Consider the following 20,351-nt stretch of genomic DNA (forward strand, 5'->3'; position numbering starts at 1 on the left):
CTCCACGCGAATGCAAATTTTTCGCAACCTTTTCTTGTTTAAACAGTTTTTCATGACTTCATCAGACTGAGGCACTTTATGAATCGATATTTGAGTGCCAGTTTCAGAAAATTCCCATAGTTATAAACGTGGGTGTCAGCCTTGACATTCGACCGTCATTCGGAAAAAATACTCCATCTGATTGGACCCCTCCCATGTCCAACGAGCCATCAACTCAAAGGTCATCCCCCTCACCGTCCAGCGGACTGGTGTGCCTGGTCGATGATGACGGATTGGTACGCCGCGGTCTGGAGCGCCTCCTTCGCTCTCACGCCATGAAGGTGGAAGGCTTCAGTTCGGCGAAGTCCTATCTCTCGTGGTTGGACAGTTCCACCATTGAGGGGCCATGCTGCCTGGTACTGGATGTATGCATGCCGGGGCTGGACGGACTTCATCTCCAAAAGGCACTGGCGGATCATGGCGTGCCCATCATTTTCCTCACCGGGCACGGCGATGTGCCCACCTGTGCCGCCGCTATGAAAGCAGGCGCGGTGGACTTCCTCACCAAGCCTGTGGAGGAAGAGAAGCTCATGACCGCCATTGGCCTCGCGCTCAAGGCGTCCATCTCCAGCCGGAGGGAAGCCCACGAGCGAGTAGCTGCACGCTCCCGCTACCAATCCCTCACACCTCGCGAGATTGAGGTCATGTCCTGCGTGATCGCAGGGATGCTGAACAAGCAGATTGCAGACCACCTCGGTGCCGCGGAAAAGACCATCAAGGTGCACCGTGGCCGTGTGATGGAAAAGATGGGGGTCTACTCCGTGGCCGACCTCGTGCGCGCGGCCCAGGCAGTCGGCATCACCCCATTCGAAGTCTCCTCGCCTGCATGAACCCCGCGGTCACTCCGAAACCGACCGCATCATCCTCCATAGGTGATGCCTTCGGGAGTTCCATGAATGATCTCCTGCAGGTACGGGCCGCACTCGATGAGCACTCCATGGTGTGCACCACGGACAGCCAGGGATGCGTGACCTATGCCAACAACCGATTCTGCGAAGTTACCGGCTACAAACGGGAAGAGTGGCTGGGGCAGGACTACCGCATGATCGACCCCGGGTGCCACACCCCGGAGTTTCTCAGGTCCGTATGGCAGACGATTTCCCTCGGCTCGGTGTGGCGCGGAGAGATTCAGGGCCGCGCCAGGGATGGCTCCGGCTTCTGGGTGGCCTCCACCATCATTCCCGTCCTTGGAGCTGACGCCAGCCCGCGGGAATACCTCGCCGTCTGCCAGGACATCACAGAGCACAAGAAGCTACACGCAGAGATGGAGGTGCGGCAGCAGTTGCAGCATCTCCTAGCGGATCTCTCCACCCAGTTTGTAGCGCTGGCGGATGATGAAGTGGACAACACCATCCTGCGTACGCTGAAGCAGATTGGAGAGTTCATGGAGCTGGATCGGGCCACACTCTGGCAGATCGAGGATGACAAAGCCGGACTGCAGCTCACCCACCACTGGCAGCGCGATGGCGTCCCTTTACCGCCGGAGCGCTTCCAGACTGAAAGCAGCGTTCCCTGGGCTCACGGGAAGCTGCTCGCCGGTGATAGCTTCCACTTTGCGAAGCTGAGCGACCTGCCTTCAGAGGCGGACAGTGATATGCAGGTGCTCCGCCACCTTGGCTCGAAGTCACTGGTATGCATTCCCCTGCTGGCCACCACACGTCCATTTGGTGCTCTCGTGTTTGCCACGGTACGGGCAGAGCGCACCTGGACGCTGGATGAAATCACCGAGCTGAAATTGGTGGCACAGATCATTGCCAACGTGGTGGGCCGCCGCCGTGCTGAGGAACGGGCGGAGCAATTGCGTGTGGAAATCGCCCACAGCGCGCGCGCTTCGATGCTCGGCGAGCTTGCGGCGGCGCTGGCGCATGAGTTGAACCAACCACTCACTGCGATCCTGAGCAATGCCCAGGCCGGGCGCAGGTTCCTTTCAGCGGGCGCTGCGGAGCCTGAGGAAGTGGGCGCGATATTGGATGACATCGTGCGCGACGGCCGGCGTGCCGGAGGTGTGGTGCACAACCTCCGTGCCATGCTGAGCAATGCCTCGCCGCCACGAGAGGATTGCAGCCTGAATGAAATCATCCATGAAGTCGCCGAGTTCCTGCACAGCGAGCTGGTGGTGCAGGGCATTGAGCTGGAGCAGCACCTGGAGCCTGACCTCCCTCCCGTGCACGCCGTGCGCGTAGAGATGCAACAGATCCTGGTGAATCTACTGGTGAACGCCGTGCAGTCCATGAGGGAGGCACCCGCCGAGCGGCGTCGCATTGACATCCGTACCCGCAAAGGCGGCACCAAAGTCACCGTGGAAGTGCGTGATCACGGCTGCGGCATCCCCATCCAGCACTTATCCTCGATCTTCCACCCCTTCGTCACCACCAAGCAGGGCGGGCTGGGCATGGGTCTCTCCATTTGCCGGCGCATGATTGAAGCCCACTCCGGCTTCATCGCGGCGTGCAATCATGAAGATGGGGGCGCGGTGCTCGCCTTTTCTCTGCCCATTGCTGACTCGTCCATACCTGTCATGACGGAATCGCGCACTTAGTGTTCCGGCGTGATGACATCGTATCCAAGGATGAAATGAAGCTGTCGACGGAGGACGGTTTTCTGGCTCCTGCAAAAGGTGCAAAGCAATCACTTGCCTCGCCATACGGCCATGTACGACCTAGGTCCGATGGTCCCGAGAGCAGAGTTATCGAAGAGTATGAGGCGTCAGACCGTCAAGCCATGCTGGCCCCGCCCATCCAGATTTATATTGTCGATGATGAACCCTCCGTGCGGGCGGCCTATGCGCGCTTGGTCCGCTCGGCGAAGATGGAGCCGCGTACCTTCTGCACCGTCGAGGAGTTTTTGAGCACCAATGTCTCGGACGACCACGCCTGCATTATCTCCGACATCAAGATGCCGGGCAGCAGCGGCCTAGCCCTTCCGGGCCTCCTGGAAAAGGCGGGACGCCATGTGCCGGTCATCTTCACCACAGCTCATGATACACCAGAGACGCGCGAGACAGCCCAGCGAGCCGGTGCTGCAGGCTTCTTCCGCAAACCCGTGGATGGCCAGGCGCTCCTCGACGCCATTGAATGGGCACTGAGCAAGCCACCCAATCATTCGGTGGCCCACTGATCGTGCCAACGTCCGCATGCTCACAAATCTGCTGATCGCCTGGTGCCTCATGGCCTTTTGTGTGGGAATACATTCGGTGGGCCTCACATATCTCCTCCGCTGGCTCCGCAAGCAGCCCTCCTTCGCGAAGCAGCACGTCTGGACTGCTGTCTGGATTCTCGTGCGCGTGGCAGGCTGGACCATCCTGCTGCACCTGATTGAGATCTCCCTCTGGGCGCTCCACTATGCCTGGGCGGGCGCCATGCCGGACCTCACCACCGCGGCCTACTTCAGTGTCGTGACCTACACCACCACCGGCTATGGCGATCTGGTACTACCCCAAGACTGGCGGCTGGTGGGCGGCGTGGAATCCCTCACCGGCATCCTGATGTGTGGCCTCTCCACCGGCATGTTCTTCGCCGTGTTCTCCGAGATCTTCATCCAAAACCGGGGGAACAATTCTGCTGCCACTTGAACGGTGAACGCAACTCCCCAAAACTCATGCAGCCCCGTCGCTCCTTTTGGTCCGCTGAACTGAAAAGGCTGCTCGCGCCCCTCATCGCGGCACTCGCTCTGGTATCATGCGCAGGTCTGCCTGACACTTCGGGCCGTGAGCAGTCTTTCGCGCGAAAAGACACTGCTGACACCAGGCTGGCTCATCTCGCCCGGCAATTCACCGCGGGTCATCCGGGCGACACCGGCGTGCATGCCCTGGCTAAAGGACCTGATGCCCTGGCTGCGCGGCTGGCCCTGGCGGACCTCTCGGGAAAAAGCCTGGATGTGCAGTACTACATCTGGCACAGCGATGCCTCCGGGGTCCTCCTGGTCACGAAACTGCTGCAAGCAGCTGACCGCGGCGTGAAGGTGCGCATGTTGCTGGACGACCTGGGCACCATGGCATCTGATGAGGGACTGCAGGTGCTGGAGAGCCATCCCAACATCGAAGTGCGACTCTTCAACCCCGTAACGCTGCGCTCCTCAAGGATGCTGGGGGCATTGCTCGACTTCCAGCGCGCCAACCGCCGGATGCACAACAAGACCTTCATCGCGGACAACCAGGCGGCAATCGTCGGCGGCAGAAACATCGGCGACGAATACTTCGGCGCCCACGGGGACATGAATTTCGCCGACCTCGATGTCATCGCGGTGGGACCGGTGGTGCATGAAGTATCTCGACAATTCGATGCCTACTGGAACAGCACGTCCTCCATCGGCATCGGTGCTATTTCTACCAAACGTGTGACACCGGAGCAACTCGCCGCACGCCGCACTGCATTCGAAGACAAACATGTGCAGGCCCAATCATCACCAGCTCTGGTCGCTGTAGCAAGGAACCCCTTGGTTTCACGGCTCAAGAACGGCAATCTGCCCTTCCTACCAGCACATGCCTGGGCTGTGTACGATGACCCTGAAAAGGTCACGTCCGCTGCCGGGGATCGCTCCACCCACCTCGCTCCGAAGCTTCGCTCAGTCATCGATGGGACGCAGAGCACGCTGTTTGTCGTGTCGCCCTACTTTATCCCTGAAAAGCAGGGTGTGGAACTCTTCCGCTCGCTCCGGTCTCGGGGAGTGCGTGTCATCATCCTCACGAATTCACTCGCCTCCACCGATGTGGCTGCCGTTCATGCGGGCTACAAGCGTTATCGCAAATCACTGCTGCGCTCCGGAGTCGAAATCTACGAGCTCAAGCCTGGCGCCGCTCCCCGTGCGGGCGGCACCGGGGGCTCCTCCCCATTTCGCGGCTCGAGCAGGGCCAGCCTGCACGCCAAGACCTTCACCTTTGATGAACGCACCACCTTCATCGGCTCCATGAATCTCGATCCGCGTTCGCTTCGATTGAATACCGAGGTCGGGGTTCTCATCGATTGTCCACCACTCGCCTCCGAACTCACACGAAAGAGCCTGCAAGGCCTCAGTCGGCAGGCGTACAAGGTGCAACTCGAGGGAGATAAACTCGTCTGGCTCTCCATCGAGGATGGGGATGAAATCCGCTACACCACCGAGCCAGAAACCAGCGCCTGGCAACGTATGAAAGTCACCCTGCTCGGTTGCCTGCCGATTGAGGGTCAGCTTTGACCTGTTCGTATCTGCAAAAGCGGATCACCGGATACGACTAATGGCCGATGGAGAATGCCGCTGCGCCTGGCGAAGATGGCGCGACTCAGAACATGTTTGTTGTGAGGCACCATTCCACTTTCCTCGACGTTCCTATTCTCTACCATCATCACACTATGCGATTCTTGATTATCACCACCATGCTCGCGGCGCTTCTGGGCTCCTCCCCGGCGATGGACATGCCTTCCTTCCACACCAGAGGCTCGCCCACCGGCAAGCCCACGGGTGACCTCAAGCCCGGAGAATACTGGTGGAATCCCCAGGTATCACCCAGCGGACCCGTGATGGTGCTGGTGAGCATCCCGCATCAGATGATGCACGTGTATCGCAATGGTATTCTCATCGGTCGCTCCACCGTCAGCACCGGCACCAAGGGCCACTCCACGCCCGGCGGCGTCTTCACCATTCTGGAAAAGAACAAGACGCACTACTCGAAGACCTATGACAACGCGCCCATGCCCAACATGCAGCGGCTGACATGGAGCGGCATCGCCATGCATTCCGGAAACCTCCCCGGCTATCCCGCCAGTCATGGATGCATACGCCTGCCCTATGACTTCTCCCAGCAGCTGTTCCGTATCACTGCCAAAGGAGGCACCGTGGTGGTCGGCGACGGCAAAACGCCAACTCCCTATCTTGCCTCCAATCCCGGCCTGATGCTCGCTCCCAAGGACTTCAGTCCGGAAATGCTCCGCACACAGGGAGCAAATGACTACGACTGGAAGCCGGAGCGCAGCACGAGCGGCCCCATCACCATCGTAGTAAGTGGTGCTGACAAGGCGGTGTATGTCTATCGCAATGGCAATCCCATCGGACGTGCTCCGGTCGAAATCAAAAGCGGTGGTTTTCTGGGCTCCCGCAAAGAGCTTGGCAATCACGTCTTCACCATGCTGGAGGGCGCCACCAACAAGCCCAGCTGGTGGGCCCCGGGCCGGACCGCCCGCAAGTGGATGCGTGTGACCAGCAGCGGCGCCAAGCTTGATGTTGATGACCTGGGCAAACGCCTGCGCGTGAATCCTGAATTCGCCACCAGACTTTATGACACCATTGTCCCGGGCACCACGGTCGTCGTGACGGACCAGCCCGTCGTGCGTGGCCTGGTGCGGAGCACCAAGATTCTGGAGCGTTGAGCCTCTCAGTGAGGACTATCATTCAGCAGGCCGAGAGGCAGGGATTCAGCACAGTGTCGTAAATGCGCACTGAACTGCTGCATCATGTTTCCCTACCAAAAGAACTAACCGGCTCGTACTGGAGGCATGACATGCTACATGTCCCCAGTCGAGCCGGCTATGACTGCGAATGAATCCGCTCGATTCATCCACGCATCCCCCCGAAATTACAATCCCCAGCGGCCACGCGCCTTGTCACCCACGCCTTCCCGACGATCGAGGCGGTTTTCATAGTGGTCGCCGGGACCACTCCAGTGACGGCGGTCATAACGGTTCTCCTGGCGATCGAGACGGTCTTCCGTGCGATCCACGTGCCCCGCCACACACGAGGCGAGTGTGGAGGTTGCCACGAGGACGCAGGCGAGCTGCACACATTGAATGCATTTCGTTTTCATGGTTTGTCTGGGTTGAATTGAAAAGGTCGAGACGATTGCTTGTCGAAGTCACCTCAACAGGGGCCATGCCACCTATTGCGCCTCGATGAATTTCCGGAGTTCTTGTTCATTGTCCTTGGTAAGCGAGGTCTGAATGATCCGTCCCTTCCCCGCAAAAGCCTTCAGTCCTTCCAGGACCTTGTCTGGCGTGGACTTGCGCACGAGCACAAACAGCGCAGAGGTGCCTTCTTTCAAGGTCGCTCCCAGTTCCTTCATGAACTCGTCATTGATCCCTAGATCCGTGAGCTTCCCGGAAAGTGCGCCCGAGCCGGCGCCCACAGCTGCGCCCAGCAGCGGATTGAAGAACAACATCCCAATCAGGGTTCCCCAGAAGGCCCCCCCAATCGCCCCCGTCGCAGTCAGGCTCACTGCCTGATGCAATTGCACCTTGCCCCTGGCATCACGCGTCACGACGACCGCGTCCTCCATTTCTATCAGATACTGTGCCTGCATCTTTGCGAGTGCCGCACGCATTTCAAAAGCGTCCGTTTCGTTGTTGAAGCCGATGACGATAAGGTTGCTCATGAATAAGAGAACTGGTGACAGAGGTCCAAGGTGAAAAGCGAGGGCCGCTGGGGGCGTCGCTTCGCAAAACGGCACTTTCCCAGCAGCACGTATGAGCAAGGAATTTGCCCATGCATCATCCATGTTGGCATGCGTCCACCCCGGCTTCTATGAGCCCTTGGTCGTATGAGGGTCATGCACACACCTCAGCCCCCACCATCCCACTGGTCATCTCGCGTTCACGGGCAGGTCTGGTTAGTGCCCAGTACTTTCGGCAGATGAGGCGCTCCCAGCTCTGGGAGCGCCACCGGCTCTGCGAATGAATTTCTGCACCCGTTGTCCCTTGCCTTCCGCGACATAAACAGAGCCGTCGTGGGCGACCGCGATGTCGTGCCCGAGCTGGAACTGCCCGGGCCCGGTTCCGTAAGATCCGAACGCTCTCACCACCTCGCCCGCCGCATCGAGTTCCACAGCCTTCGCACGATCGAGCTTTCCCTTGAGCTGGTCGCCTCCATCCACAGCGAAGATGTGTCCGTTCGCGGCGACGCTCACTCCATAAGGCCGCCCAATCTCGGGACCTTTCCACTCCGTGATGAAACTGCCACGTGAGTCGAAGACTTGCAGACGTGCATTGCTGCGATCACAGACAAAGACCCGCCCCTGACTGTCTGCCGCGATGCCGTGGGGAAGATTGAACTGTCCCGGTCCACTGCCCTTGGAACCCCACTCAAACTCGTAGCGCCCGGCGGCATTGAATTTCATCACTCGTGTATTGCGAAGCCGTCGCTCACGTAGAATGAGCCGTCTGGCAACACTGCGACATCTGTCGGATAGTTGAAATGTTCCTTGTCCGCCCCTGGTTTCCCCCGCTCGCCGAGCGTCAGCAAAAGGCGCCCGTCGTGACTGTACTTGAATACTTGCTGTCGCCCGACATCCGTGAGCCAGACGTTGTCTTCATAGTCCACCGTGAGCCCATGAGGCATGATAAACTCGCCCGCGCCCCATGATGCGAGCAGTTTCCCGGTACGTCCGTCGATGAAGCTGATGGTCGGCTCTTTGATGGGTTCTTCAGGAAAGGGATTGGTCCAAGCGCGGCCATTGCGGTGGAAGACAAACACATTGTCATGGGAATCAATCCCCACACCGGCACACAGGCCCAGCGACTTCCCCTCTGGCAGCGCAGGCCAGTCGCGAACGACTTCATAGCCGGAGTCTGCAGAGGCAAGGACGGCAGGCAAAAGTGCCATCATGAGGAGGAGGCGTATCATGGGAAGCGAGGGAGATGGTGGAAACGCTTCTCAAGCGACTCCCTTTTCACCTCGGACGAAGTCCCGCCTATCCCATACAGCGACATTCACACCTTGATGATCCCGCGCCGAATGGCTTCGGCAGTCGCTTGGGCGCGGTCATTCACGTTGAGCTTTTCCAGAATGTGGCTCACGTGCCGCTTCACCGTGTCCTCGGAAATCTCGAACAACGCCGCGATTTGTTTGTTGGCGTGACCGTTGGCGATGAGCGCGAGGATTTCTCGCTCACGTGAAGTGATCGTGGCACTCTGTCGCAGATTTGCGAGGCGTTGAGCGAGCTCCGCCGGCAGATATTCTCCGCCTGCGGCAACGCGCCGTAGAGCGGAGAGCAATTCATCGCGCAGGGCGGATTTTTGCACGTAGCCCGCAGCACCGGCGTCCAGCGCTGCCTGCACTTCATCGTCGCGTGCGAAGGTGGAGTACACGAGGATGCGCGCCTGCGGATCGTGGGCACGGAGCGCAGCCGTAGCCTGCACGCCGCTCAGCCCGGGAAGCTGCAAGTCCATCAAGACTACATCCGGTCGCCTGCGCTGATATGCCTGCAGCACTTCGTCACCGCGCTTTGCCTCACCGATGACCACGATGTCACTCTCGACTTCGAGTGAGGCTGACAGGCCGCTGCGCACCACAAAGTGGTCATCCACGATGAGAATGGTCAGTGGAGTACTCATGCAGAGAGAGATGCGAGGGAGATTTCCAAAGGTAATGCAATCTCCACGGTGGTCCCCTGGCCTGGGGTGGAGTGCCAACGCACAGTCGCATTGAGTTTTTCGCAGCGCTCTTCGATGCCGATGCATCCAAAGTGTCCGGCCTGGGCTCTGCGTGCCGTCGCAGGATCAAATCCGCAGCCATCATCAGCAACAGCCATCCGCAGATGCCCCTCTTCCATCTCCAGGGTGAGGTAGATATGGCGTGCGTGAGCGTGTTTCAGCGCATTGGTCACGGCCTCGCGAGCAATCATCCTCAGATGATGCACGGTAAGCGATGGCAAAGGCGGCAGGGTAGCGGATGCCTTCAAGGTGAGAGCGGGGTCGCAGCCGCAGGGATGCTCCTCCACGATGGTGCGCAAGGCCGCGGCGATATCCGCCAGCTCCGGCGCAGGCTCTCTCAACTCCGAGACGAGACTGCGCGTCTCGGCCTGCATTTGCGAGATCAAACGACGCGAGGCCCGCAAGAGCTGGCCATTCTTCTCATCAATGCCGCGCGCCTGCACGCCTTCGATCCGGAGCGCGAGACCGGTGAGCCCCTGCTCCAGCGTGTCATGAAATTCACGGGCGATCCGCTGCCGCTCTTCGAGCGTGGCTTCATGCTCGATCTGACGTCGCAGCACTCGTGTCTGCCGTCGCACTTGCTGGCGCAACGCGACAATCCAAAGGCTGGCAAGCATCACTACCAACAGCAGCACCCCCACCGCGAGCACAAGCCGTTGCGTCGTCCACCAGCCAGGCGTGTCGAGCATCGTCACATCATCGGCCACGCGGCACCGCAAGCTCACCGAGCGCGGCCGTAGTTCCACCCCTGAAGCGGTATTCGACTCGACCATGCAAATGCCCGTGACTCGCATACGCGCTCCCGCTGGCAGCTCCTTGTCCAGCGGCGGCACTCTGGCGCGGATGGTCCTGCCATGATCCTGCAACACCAGCACATCCCCCTCTTCCGCCCGGAAGTGGCCGGACAGAACCGCTGTCACCGCGACGAGATCATTGTCATGGGCGCCACGCAAAAGCTCGTCAGCACTTACTTCGACCGCAGATGGCGACTGCCCGGGCTCTTGCCGTGCAACGTTGGCGCTGACCAACGAGGCGCTGAAACGCTCCATCCTCGGGAAACCAATGACCTCGATACGGGCGCCGATGCTCAGCGACGTTGAAGGGAGGAGTTGCACACGCAATGCCGTCGCTTCATCGCGAATGAAGACCTGACCATCCGGGTAGGAGGCGAGGACCGTACCGGCCACGCGTACCCGATGCCCATCCGTACCTGACGCGCTGAAGGCAAGAAGACGGCTGCCAGAGATCACAGGCACTGCACTCTCCAAAGGCGCAGGCTCCAGCATCTGAAGACCACTCCAGTCATGCAACCACGCAATGGGCTGCACCAATTGGCGGCGCTGATTGATGCCACCCGAAGCGAGGCATTCGATACGCACCCGGCTGTCCACCAACAGACGCTCATCTGGAGGCGCACAGATGCGAACTTCCAGCACATCGCTCCCCATCGCCAGCAACAGGATGGATCGGGACTCATCCGGTGTGGCCGTCACAGTCTGCACAATGCCTTCCACGGCGACGCGCTGGAAGAAATACCGCCCCGCTGCGAAGTCCGCATAAGTGGCAGAAACGGCAGGCGGCAACTCTTTGCTCCCCTTCTTTTCATATTGGATGAGTTCAATACCGGGAAGATACGAACCCGGAATGGTCGTGCCCTTTACCGCCACCTCATCACCGACGCGCAGGCTCCGCTCATTGCGACCGAGGAAATACGTCCCGGCCGTTTCGTCCTGGATGACCACGGCTCCATTGGGACCTTCGATGAAGACCACCGTCCCCTGCAACTCCACCGGCAGTCTTCTGACTGCCGCTTCTGGAGTCAGTGAGCGCACCTCCCGTGCAGTCGTCAGCGTGGTCTCCGCACCAGAGGCTGTCGATATTCCCAGAATGGCAACAATGCAAAAACAGAGCCGGTGAACCACATTCCTGCCGGGTGCGTTCATGGAAGGATTGGGAATCATGATCGAAGGGCACTATCCCGCCGTTTGGAGGTTCGTCCAGAAGGCAACTTGAACGCGCATGTATGACCCTTGCCCCTTATTCTCTCGACTCGTCGGGGCTCTCGGCGTTGTGTGGCACGCTTCCTTCTGGGGCAGCAATTTCCGATACGAGCACTGCCGTGTCGGGAGCCTCGCCGGAATAGAACGCGAGGTAATGCGTGTCCCCGATCACGGTGGCGTTCACGTTGCCTGCATCAAACGAGATCTGACTGCCGGTAGCGATGGCATGGGAGACCGGCCACTTGAGCGGCTGGTCAAATACGCTGTCCGGGTCCACCACCCGGCGTCGCAGGATGCCGCCCTTGCCACGCTGATAGTAGTAGTTGCTTAGCAACCCGGTTTTGGTGTCAAGGATGAGACTTGGTGTGGACGCCATGACATCGCCGATGTTCGTTTTTGAGCGTGTCCACGTGGCACCGTAGTCTCTGGAGACCAGTTGAAATTGCGCTCGCTCCGAGGTGGTGCCTCCCAGCTCTGTCCGCGCGATGGCGAGGATTTTGCCATCGCCGAGGTACACCGCCGCAGGCTCCGTGGGCCACTGGGCCTTGGTCAATTTGGACTCCACGGTCGTTTGAGTCCAGGTCGCTCCATTGTCACTGCTGGTCACCGTGCCCCACGAGCTATTGGGGCCGTCACCATAGTTTCCTTCGAACCACAGTGCCATGAGCCCGACTGTGGGCACTGCGAAGACATCGGTGATCTGCATGGGAGACACAGCGAGTTTCGGCGTGGCCACGAGCGTGAAAGTCACCCCGTCCGTGGTGCGGTAGAGATCATGAATCCGCTCCGGCCCTACCCGACGCACCCAGAGGAGCATCGACCCTGCAGCATCCAGACCCTTCCCCACAGGCACCTCGCCATAGCCCGGCGTGTTGGCGACCACGGTCTCCGGTGTCCAGGTTTTTCCTCCATCCGTGGAAGTCCGCGCATAAACGGCGCGTGCGTCTTCACCAATCGTGTGTGCCTTGCCCCGGCTGTACACGCAGACCAGTTTTTCTCCGATGGCCTGCATCATCGGCCATGAGTTGTAGCCACTTACATTCTGCACCACATGTGGCTTCGCAGGAGCTTCCACTGGCGTCACCTTCACCACGGCCAAGCCCGTTGGGCTGGTGAAAGAGTCGGCGGGATCCGCAGGCTCGCGCTGCACCCGCACCCACAGAGGCGCATCTGGTTCCACCTCATAGTAGGATTCCAGCAAGATCGTCCGGGTATGAAAAGGAGCGGTGGGCAGCGGGGCACGCACCGGGTAGCCTTGGTAGTGCCGTTTCGTGAATGGCGCATCCTCCTCCATCTGCGACAGATGGACCCGATAAACGTCCTCATACTTGGGACTCGTCGCCGTGTCCGTCGTGGTCACCACAATCTCCACCTTCACGGCAGCGCAGCCACTCGGGAGACCGGTAACGAGACCAGCAACAGACTGCCCCGGAGTGCCCCCCGACAAGGACCACACCGGAATCTGTATGGACCCACTCGACATGAGCGTGAGCGAAGGCTGGCCCGTCGCGATCGACATGTTGTTGGCGGTCAGATAGACAGGTCGATCTTCGCGCCGATCTGGAATTCGGCTTTCGCTTCCTCCGGTCTTTGCCGGATGTTTGCTGTGGGGTGTGACGACAGGTTCGCTGCCCCCCAAGCAGGTTACGGTGGACACAAGCAGCGCGACATATGGAAGTTCAAGTCTCATGGCTCACGCACTCTTCCACTGGCAACTGCCCGCCGCAATTTCCATGGAATCACACGATCGTGCGCAAAAGACGGTCCACAGATCAGATGCGACCTGCGGCGCCCAATTGACTGGTCGCACAGGGTTTGACTTACGATTCCAGTACCTCTTCTCTGATCACTCGAACGGCAATCACCGCCTGCCACATGGAGATCACGATGTTGGCGATGAGCAAAGGCAGAATTTTTGAGGACAAAAACGACCCCTCCAATGGTTATCATGGATACGCCTCGACGACACCAGCATGCACGAACTCGTCATCCGCACCACGCACGGCGGCGTGGGCAGCAATCGGCTCATTCCCTCCATGCTTCATGAGTGGCGCAAACCACGCTGCGAGGCATTTGAGCCCCGGAATATCTGGTCGCTCTACAACGCATTCACTGAATCGCTCAAAGTAGGCAATCTCGCAGAGCTCCCCAACCGAACGGAAACGCTCAATGGATTGCTGGACGCCCACGTTGAGCTTGGACTCAACAGAGAGTTGTCTCAAGAACGCTTATCTTCAAAAAGGGGCCCTCCTTTAGCTATCGAAACACCAATAAGCGCTGTGAAATCAGAAAATGCGTGCTGACGCGTGTTTCACAGGTTCCCTCTGAGTAGAGTGCCGAAAAAGAGCATAAAACGCACACTTTGGCTCCTAACCGGATGGAGATGTTGGCATGGATGGAGCTATGAAGGAAGTCCAAAAAAGCTATGAAATATAATATTTCATCATACCACGGACAACATTCTTCCCAGAAACAATTTATTCCAAACTTTTCCCAGCACATCCACAAGTCCGACAGTGGTTCCACCTTGGTGGAAGTGATGATCGTGGTGGGCTTGCTCGTTTCCGTCATGCTTCCGCTGCTTGGGCTTCTCTCGATCGGATTGGAGACCGGGCAGAAGGCCGGAGTCAATGTCATCGGCTCGCGCATCACCAATCAACTCATGAGTGAGGTGCAGCAGAGTGAATGGAGTGAGCTTGACCAATGGAATGGGCGGACCGTCTATTTCGATGACCAAGGCAGTACACTGAAGGAGGCAGACTCCGCAAATCCTTCCGCCACATTTGTAGGTCGCGTGTATGTCTCCTCGCCGGGAGTGATACTGGCCACCCAATCCAGCATCGCCAATGCCATGCACCGCAAAGTCACCACCGTGGTGTGTCCAGCGATGAGTGATAGCGGCGACCGGGCTTTCAGTGAAGCACTATCCGCCCTCGAAAATGGCAAGCCCGTACCGTCCACCGTCAGGGTAGGACATGGGTTGGTCACGAACACCGGCAAGGATGCCTGAGATGAAGCACTCCCCCATAGAGAATCACCCACTCTCGGCGGCCCGCACTCAACTTGGTACAGCAAGGCCCCGCCAGGGATTCACGTTGGTGGAAATGCTGCTCAGCATTGCCATCGTTTCCATCGTGATGGTCGCGATGGCAGAAATGCTTGACGCTGTATTGAAGAACCTTTCCGTCGCCGAGTCGCGCTCCAGTCAGTTCCAAGAGTCCCAGGCCGCATTTGACAGCATCATCCGCCGCCTCTCCGCTTGTGAGATCAATCCGTACTATGATTTCGTGTACCCTGGGACTCCTCAGGATACCAGCCAGGTACCCATCCGATATGGCCTGGAATCAGATCTGCATTTCATCTGCGGTCCTGCGGCGGGACCTCCGGGAGCCCTGATTGGAGGGGACAACCACCCTGGTCACGCGATCTTTTTCCATGGTGCCTACGGCTTCACGGACACCTCAGGACTGACCGAGATGGGCACTCTGCTCAACAGCTGGGGATACCATCTTGAGTTCGGAGATGATGCAGGAACCCGAGCCGATTTCCTGAATGCCGGGAATGCCAGTCCGAGCAAGTACCGATATCGCCTGAAGGAACTGCAGGTCCCAGCCGAACTGCTCCAGACTTATACGGCAAAGCTGAACGAAAAGACCACTGAGCAGGATATTTACGGATGGTTCCGCTCCGGGGTTAATGGCGGACATTCACATACGCTCGCAGAGAACATTGTAGCACTGGTCATCACTCCCCTGGTCACCTCGCAGGAGGGAGCGCCGGAGAAGGCGACAGAACTTGCTCCGGACTACTTCTACGACACTCGCGCCTATCAGCACAACCGCGGCAGCCAGGAGCTGATGGAGCGCACACGTCACAAGCTTCCCCCGCTTGTCCGCATCACCCTGGTGGCGCTTTCAGAGACTTCCGCCCAGACATTGGCAGAAACGCACGGCGACAACATGCCCCCCCTGTATCCGGCAAGCCTCTTCACGGATGTCACGAAGTACGAATCGGATCTTGCCGCTCTTGAAGCCAATCTGGTCGAGCAAAAGCTGAGGTACCGCGTCTTCACTTCAACCGTACGCCTGCGCAACTCAAAGTGGACATCCAACCCCTGACCCCCCAACAAGCATGCAGATGACAAACTACACGCGCACGATCCCCATCCCCAGACCACACGCATTCACCCTCATCGAAATCCTCCTCGTGGTCACCATCATGGGCATCATGCTGACCGCGGCCGGCGGCCTCTCCAGCAATGTCGCTGACTCCATGAATTTCCGGGAGGCCATCCAGCAGGTCAAAGGACAGATGGAAAGCGCGAGACAAACTGCGATCACGACCAATCGCAGCGTCACGGTGCGCATCGTTCAAGGAGAAAACGAGTTCGGTGAAGTGGTGTGGAACGGGGTGCAACTGGGTTTCACCGAAAGCATCAGTGATCCGGATGCCGCTGGTTACAAGACCCCAGTCGCCGGCAGCTATGATCCGGGCTTCAAAGCGATAGACGCGATTGATCGACTGCCATCTGGATTCGTCTTCCATGACAGCAGCACCTTCTCCACGCTGCTCTCGTGGCGTAGCGGACCCAATTCGGGAGTGATGCTCGATGCCAGCGGAGTGCAAAGGCAGTACGTCTCCTTTGCGTTCCTTCCGGAAGGACGATGCACCCTTCCCACCGCAGAGAAATGGATGCTCACCATGGCCCGGCAAGAGAAACTCAACGCCGAGACACTCCCCCCCGACTACGCCGCCATCCAGATTGACCCCTCTACGGCGCGCTGCCGCATCTATCGCCGGTAGCCTAGACCAGCCCCCATCTATGAATCCCCGTCCCAGTGGAATAGTACTGGTTCCAGTACTGCTGATCATCGCGCTGACCACGATCATCGTCGTGATGTTCTTCAGCCTCTCCAACCAACAATACCTCGCTTCAACCTCACAAGCCGCAGCCCAGGACGTCGGCAGTCTGCGAGATGTCGCCGTGAACATCGCCATCGGACAGCTCCGACATGGAACTACCGAGCAGAATGCGGTTTGGATCTCTCAGCCTGGCGCTGTCCGGACCTACACCGCAAACGAGGGAACTCCGTCGAGAATCTACAAACTCTACAGCGCCTCGAATATGATTTCAGGAGCTCAGGGGCTCACGGCGGCAGGGCAGAATCTTGAGGATGACATGCCCACCAACTGGAAGTCCATGCCCGAGGTATATGCGGATCTCAACGATCCCGCTATTCGAGATAACGGGGAAGTCTCCTTCCCTATCCTCGACCCCCGCGCCATGGATTCCGCGGTGCCAGTCTATCCGGGCAGCAAGACTCCGGAAGGATTTCGCTATTCAAACAGTCTCGCCGTGTCGCAAGCGAACGTCAGCGGTGTGCACCTGGCAGGCACCGGGTCTCCCCAGGACCAGCGGCTCCCCATGCCCGTCCGGTGGATTTATGTCCTCGCCAATGGCACGTACGGAGTTCTCGATCCAGAAACCAAAAGGTTCGTACCCTTTCAAAATCAGGGCGTGGCCTCCATGCCAGGCCCTGGGAATCCCATCTCAGGTCGCGTGGCTTTCTGGACGGATGATGAATCCAGCAAGGTAAATATCAATACCGCCAGTGAAGGAATCTACTGGGACACCCCGCGTGCAGCCACTCCGGAAGATGTGGAGTATGCCCAGAAGTCGCCAGTGCGGAATGAAGTGCAACGGTTCGGGGGGCACCCTGCATCCACGAGTCTTAGCAGCATATTCCTCCCCGGTCAGCGCCTGGACCCCACCACGCCTGATGGAAGGACCAAACTCCAGCAGATCTACGAAATGACGCCTCGTGTGAACATGAGGTCTCAGAATACGCCGGCTGCGCCACTGACCGGTATCCTCGGAGGACAGCCAAATCCCGTCGCATATGACAAAGATAGGCTCTATGCCAGCGTCGACGAGTTCCTGATGCAGGCTCCAGGCAACATTCCTGCCGCGGAGCGTACCGTGCAACCCCTCTTCGCGGATGATCCCGCGCGTCTGGCACGGCTTCGGTTCTTCCTCACGGCGGAGAGCCGAGCTCCGGAGACCACCGCCCGGGGTACTCCCCGCATGTCGATCTGGCCCACAAGCTGGGATCCTGACACCACATCGAAGCGCTACACTTCCTTCGACAGGCTGAACATCTTCGCCGCCACGCTTGGCGGGAAGGCCTATTTTTACCGGCGCTACGCCTCGCCTTATAGCGCCCTGACCGAGTATGGGAGCGATAGCAGTACCGGAACCAATCTCAATATCCTCAAGGGCAACGCCACTCTGTCCCGCTATCTCTACGCCCTGAGCAAGGAAACTGGGCAGGGCTACGCTGCCTCCATGGATGACAAGTACGGCCGGAGAAACATGGCCGTGGGCATCTTCTCGATGCTCGAGTACATCCGCCAGACAAACATCCACGACACCACCCGTTCCACGACGGGGGAACAGGTTCTTTCCTATGACGGTTCCCTCTGGGGCACGACGAACCTCGGCGGCTCCGAAACGCACGGTCAGATCATCAACGTGGCAACCTCAGCCCTGCCCCAGCCGCTGTCCGGTTACCTGGAAGAAGATCCTCTCATCCGGGCCAATGCGCTGAATCGCATTTACACGCTTTCTGAGTTTGGCCTGGTATTCAGCCTTGCTGCGGAACACAAGCAAGATGGCACCAAATACAACGCCGCTCTCAGCAACCAGCTCAATCTTCCCAAAGGATACAAGGCAATCCAAGTGGGCACGGTCTTCGAGGGCTTCTGCCCCAGCCAGGGCTATGCCATGATTGGGCCAAACGGGGGTATGCTGGTGGAGAACTTGACCACCCTGCGCATCACCACCAGCGCCACCACGGGCACCGGAAGACTCCCCGGTGGACAGGTCACAGGGACGGCCCCTGGCTATGCGCAGGCTGCCTTCAACAAGTGGGGTCGCTGGAATCACACCTACCCGCACATGAGTTACATGACCGCGCTCCCCGCGACCGGCCAGGCAGCAAAACTCTCCCAAGCAGGATGGTGGGTCGGCTGGGGTGGCTCTGGCGGGCGGCATATGTTTGTTGATGCCACGAGCCCCGCATCCATCAACGCGAACGCGGGCTATGCCGACAACGTGGCGAAGATCGGGCTCGACAACTTCTACCAAGCGGACTTCGAGAGCCCGACCAGGGCTTATGGCAACCAATACAGCCGCGGCTTCTTCCTCGTACCCAGTGAAGACACACGCATGACACTCGGGCCCAGTGGCACGGTGCTCAGAGTCTACAGTGGGTACACGCGCTACGGTCCGGCGCACTCACGCATCCGTCATCACGTCGCCATTCCCGCAGGCATGACGGTACCCGTGCCCACCGAGCCGATCAACCGGGCAGCCACCTGGGGGGCGCGTGTCCAAGCTGCTACTGCAAACCGTGGGCTCAACCCGGAAATCATCGACCCTGCAGATACCGTGCGCACCTGGGTGGTGCGCCACGGAGACAATCGCCTGGTCTCCCTGCGCGAGTATGAAAAGAGCTACGACGCCACGCAGAGCCTTTTCACCCCCCATCCCGACTGGAATCCCGGTGAACCGAATGCTGCCTCCGCCATGAACAAGCGTCAGATCCACTCCTTCACAAAGTCTGGTGGAGAATGGGAGAGGCAGCAACATGGAGATCCCCGCGACACAAGCGGTGGAGCAGCTCCGGTGGATGCGCGTCCCGCACGTGGACTCGTGGCTGGTGTCGCCTACACGCAGAGCTCCCAGCCGGACTTCAGCCGCTCGCCCGATTCTCCACAGTTCTTCCCCGGCAAGCCCGGCGGCTACACCTACAGTGTCGACCCCTCCGAAACTCGCGACTGGGACAACGGCACCGGCATAGCACCCGACGGCGCCTATTGGAACAGGCCCGACGATGTCGCGCAGCAAGCAGATGGAAACATCCCGCCCTACTTCACTTCCCGCCCCTGGGACGGAGTCACTTCCAAGGAAGTGAACCAGACTTCCGCGCCGAATCAGATGATTCCATCTGCCGTCATGTTCGGCAGCATCTCCTCCGGAGCGGTCACGGGATTGCCATGGACCACCTACCTCTTCCGACCGAATATGAGCAACACGAGTCATCTGGGCGAGAAGGGCAAATCCATCAGCGGCGCCATGCCAGGCGCGCCCCCGGATCACGCCATTCTGGATTGGTTCTGGATGCCGGTATTGCAGCCCTATGCCATCAGCGAACCCTTCTCGACGGCGGGAAAGATCAATATGAACTACCGCATCGTGCCCTTTACCCATATCAAGCGTGCCACCGGACTGCACGCGCTCATGAAAAGTGAACGTCTCCTGGCCATCCCCACGACCGCGGGCGCAACGTACAAGGAGTATAACTCGGCCTCTGGAAATGCTGGATGGCGCAGACGGATCAATGTGGATCAAACCCTCTTCCAATGGGAAGAGCGCTTCAATGCGGGCCAGTTCTTCAAGAGCGCAGGCGAGATCTGCGAGCAATTCCTCGTGCCAGAAGGCACCAACATCAGCGCCACGAGCATCTCCAGCCTGAACACCCAGATGAGGGCCTTCTGGAATGAGCACCGCCTGAGCGGGGACAACACGCTGGAACGGCCCTACGCGAATCTCTATCCCAGGCTCACCACCCGCTCGAACACCTTCCGCGTCCACTACCTCGTCCAGAGCATCCGGAAGGCACGAAGCGGTGAACCCACCACCTTTGACCCGGAGAAGGATGTGGTTACCGGCGAGTCTCAGGGTGACGCCCTCATCGAGCGCGCCATCGATCCGAATGACCCTGAGCTGTCCACTCCGGACTATGACTTCCTTGGAAAAGCAGACTCCGGCACGCTCCCGACGGCGAAATCACTCGATACGCTCTATACCTGGCGCATCCGGAATATCCGCAACTTCAGGAGATAACTGTTCCAG

Annotated in this window: 18 protein-coding genes; 11 read left to right on the forward strand and 7 right to left on the reverse strand. The window is 59.2% G+C overall.

All coding sequences use genetic code 11. The annotated features are described in order from the left end of the window. The first annotated feature begins 194 nt into the window (after window positions 1-194). The 6 genes from DES53_RS25665 to DES53_RS25690 all read left to right on the forward strand — a co-directional run bounded on the left by DES53_RS25665 (window position 195) and on the right by DES53_RS25690 (window position 6,380). Entirely contained in the window at window positions 195-869 is a 675-nt protein-coding gene (locus tag DES53_RS25665; protein ID WP_113961197.1) for a response regulator transcription factor, read from the forward strand. Then, the gene (locus tag DES53_RS25670; protein ID WP_113961198.1) at window positions 866-2,578 is read left to right on the forward strand and encodes an ATP-binding protein; all 1,713 of its coding nucleotides are present in this window, start codon (window positions 866-868) and stop codon (window positions 2,576-2,578) included. Before DES53_RS25665 ends, DES53_RS25670 begins: the two co-directional genes overlap by 4 nt. Window positions 2,579-2,760: 182 nt before the next feature. Continuing rightward, the gene (locus tag DES53_RS25675) at window positions 2,761-3,156 is read left to right on the forward strand and encodes a response regulator transcription factor (RefSeq protein WP_170157403.1); all 396 of its coding nucleotides are present in this window, start codon (window positions 2,761-2,763) and stop codon (window positions 3,154-3,156) included. A 16-nt stretch (window positions 3,157-3,172) separates the two neighbouring features. Next, window positions 3,173-3,610 (forward strand): potassium channel family protein, encoded by a 438-nt coding sequence (locus DES53_RS25680; protein ID WP_113961200.1) that lies wholly within the window; start codon window positions 3,173-3,175, stop codon window positions 3,608-3,610. Between the two features lie 26 nt (window positions 3,611-3,636). Further along, window positions 3,637-5,211, forward strand: coding sequence for a phospholipase D family protein (locus tag DES53_RS25685; protein ID WP_147263616.1), 1,575 nt, complete (start codon window positions 3,637-3,639; stop codon window positions 5,209-5,211). A gap of 155 nt (window positions 5,212-5,366) precedes the next feature. Continuing rightward, window positions 5,367-6,380, forward strand: a complete 1,014-nt coding sequence (locus DES53_RS25690; RefSeq protein WP_113961314.1) for a L,D-transpeptidase — start codon at window positions 5,367-5,369, stop codon at window positions 6,378-6,380. 206 nt (window positions 6,381-6,586) lie between these two features. Here DES53_RS25690 and DES53_RS25695 read toward each other — a convergent pair whose 3' ends face one another. From DES53_RS25695 to DES53_RS25725, 7 genes are all read right to left on the reverse strand, one after another. Then, window positions 6,587-6,814 (reverse strand): hypothetical protein, encoded by a 228-nt coding sequence (locus DES53_RS25695; RefSeq protein ID WP_113961202.1) that lies wholly within the window; start codon window positions 6,812-6,814, stop codon window positions 6,587-6,589. Window positions 6,815-6,886: 72 nt separating this feature from the next. Beyond that, window positions 6,887-7,378, reverse strand: coding sequence for a DUF1269 domain-containing protein (locus DES53_RS25700; protein WP_113961203.1), 492 nt, complete (start codon window positions 7,376-7,378; stop codon window positions 6,887-6,889). Window positions 7,379-7,612: 234 nt separating this feature from the next. Then, a complete protein-coding gene (locus DES53_RS25705; RefSeq protein WP_113961204.1) occupies window positions 7,613-8,119 on the reverse strand; it encodes an NHL repeat-containing protein in 507 nt (168 codons plus the stop codon). Then, window positions 8,119-8,625, reverse strand: coding sequence for an NHL repeat-containing protein (locus tag DES53_RS25710; protein WP_113961205.1), 507 nt, complete (start codon window positions 8,623-8,625; stop codon window positions 8,119-8,121). The genes DES53_RS25705 and DES53_RS25710 overlap by 1 nt, the downstream gene beginning before the upstream one ends. An 86-nt stretch (window positions 8,626-8,711) precedes the next feature. After that, entirely contained in the window at window positions 8,712-9,335 is a 624-nt protein-coding gene (locus DES53_RS25715) for a response regulator (RefSeq protein WP_113961206.1), read from the reverse strand. Further along, complete coding sequence (locus tag DES53_RS25720; protein ID WP_113961315.1) at window positions 9,332-11,377, reverse strand: sensor histidine kinase; 2,046 nt, start codon at window positions 11,375-11,377, stop codon at window positions 9,332-9,334. The genes DES53_RS25715 and DES53_RS25720 overlap by 4 nt, the downstream gene beginning before the upstream one ends. A gap of 94 nt (window positions 11,378-11,471) precedes the next feature. Continuing rightward, window positions 11,472-13,124, reverse strand: a complete 1,653-nt coding sequence (locus DES53_RS25725) for a sialidase family protein (RefSeq protein ID WP_211325689.1) — start codon at window positions 13,122-13,124, stop codon at window positions 11,472-11,474. A 283-nt stretch (window positions 13,125-13,407) separates the two neighbouring features. Here DES53_RS25725 and DES53_RS32590 point away from each other — a divergent pair, with 283 nt between their 5' ends. The 5 genes from DES53_RS32590 (at window position 13,408) to vccA (ending at window position 20,342) form a co-directional block, all read left to right on the forward strand. Continuing rightward, complete coding sequence (locus DES53_RS32590) at window positions 13,408-13,737, forward strand: hypothetical protein (protein WP_147263617.1); 330 nt, start codon at window positions 13,408-13,410, stop codon at window positions 13,735-13,737. Between the two features lie 122 nt (window positions 13,738-13,859). Continuing rightward, the gene (gene vccB / locus DES53_RS25735; protein ID WP_113961208.1) at window positions 13,860-14,444 is read left to right on the forward strand and encodes a Verru_Chthon cassette protein B; all 585 of its coding nucleotides are present in this window, start codon (window positions 13,860-13,862) and stop codon (window positions 14,442-14,444) included. A gap of 1 nt (window position 14,445) precedes the next feature. Further along, the gene (vccC, locus tag DES53_RS25740) at window positions 14,446-15,552 is read left to right on the forward strand and encodes a Verru_Chthon cassette protein C (protein WP_170157404.1); all 1,107 of its coding nucleotides are present in this window, start codon (window positions 14,446-14,448) and stop codon (window positions 15,550-15,552) included. Between the two features lie 13 nt (window positions 15,553-15,565). Further along, window positions 15,566-16,237: a Verru_Chthon cassette protein D gene (gene vccD, locus DES53_RS25745; RefSeq protein WP_113961210.1), complete on the forward strand. Its 672-nt coding sequence runs from the start codon at window positions 15,566-15,568 to the stop codon at window positions 16,235-16,237. A gap of 19 nt (window positions 16,238-16,256) precedes the next feature. Continuing rightward, on the forward strand, window positions 16,257-20,342 hold the full coding sequence (vccA, locus tag DES53_RS25750) for a Verru_Chthon cassette protein A (protein ID WP_113961211.1): 4,086 nt from the start codon (window positions 16,257-16,259) through the stop codon (window positions 20,340-20,342). The last annotated feature ends 9 nt before the right edge of the window (window positions 20,343-20,351 follow it).

This window comes from Roseimicrobium gellanilyticum (assembly GCF_003315205.1).
Classification (GTDB): domain Bacteria; phylum Verrucomicrobiota; class Verrucomicrobiia; order Verrucomicrobiales; family Verrucomicrobiaceae; genus Roseimicrobium; species Roseimicrobium gellanilyticum.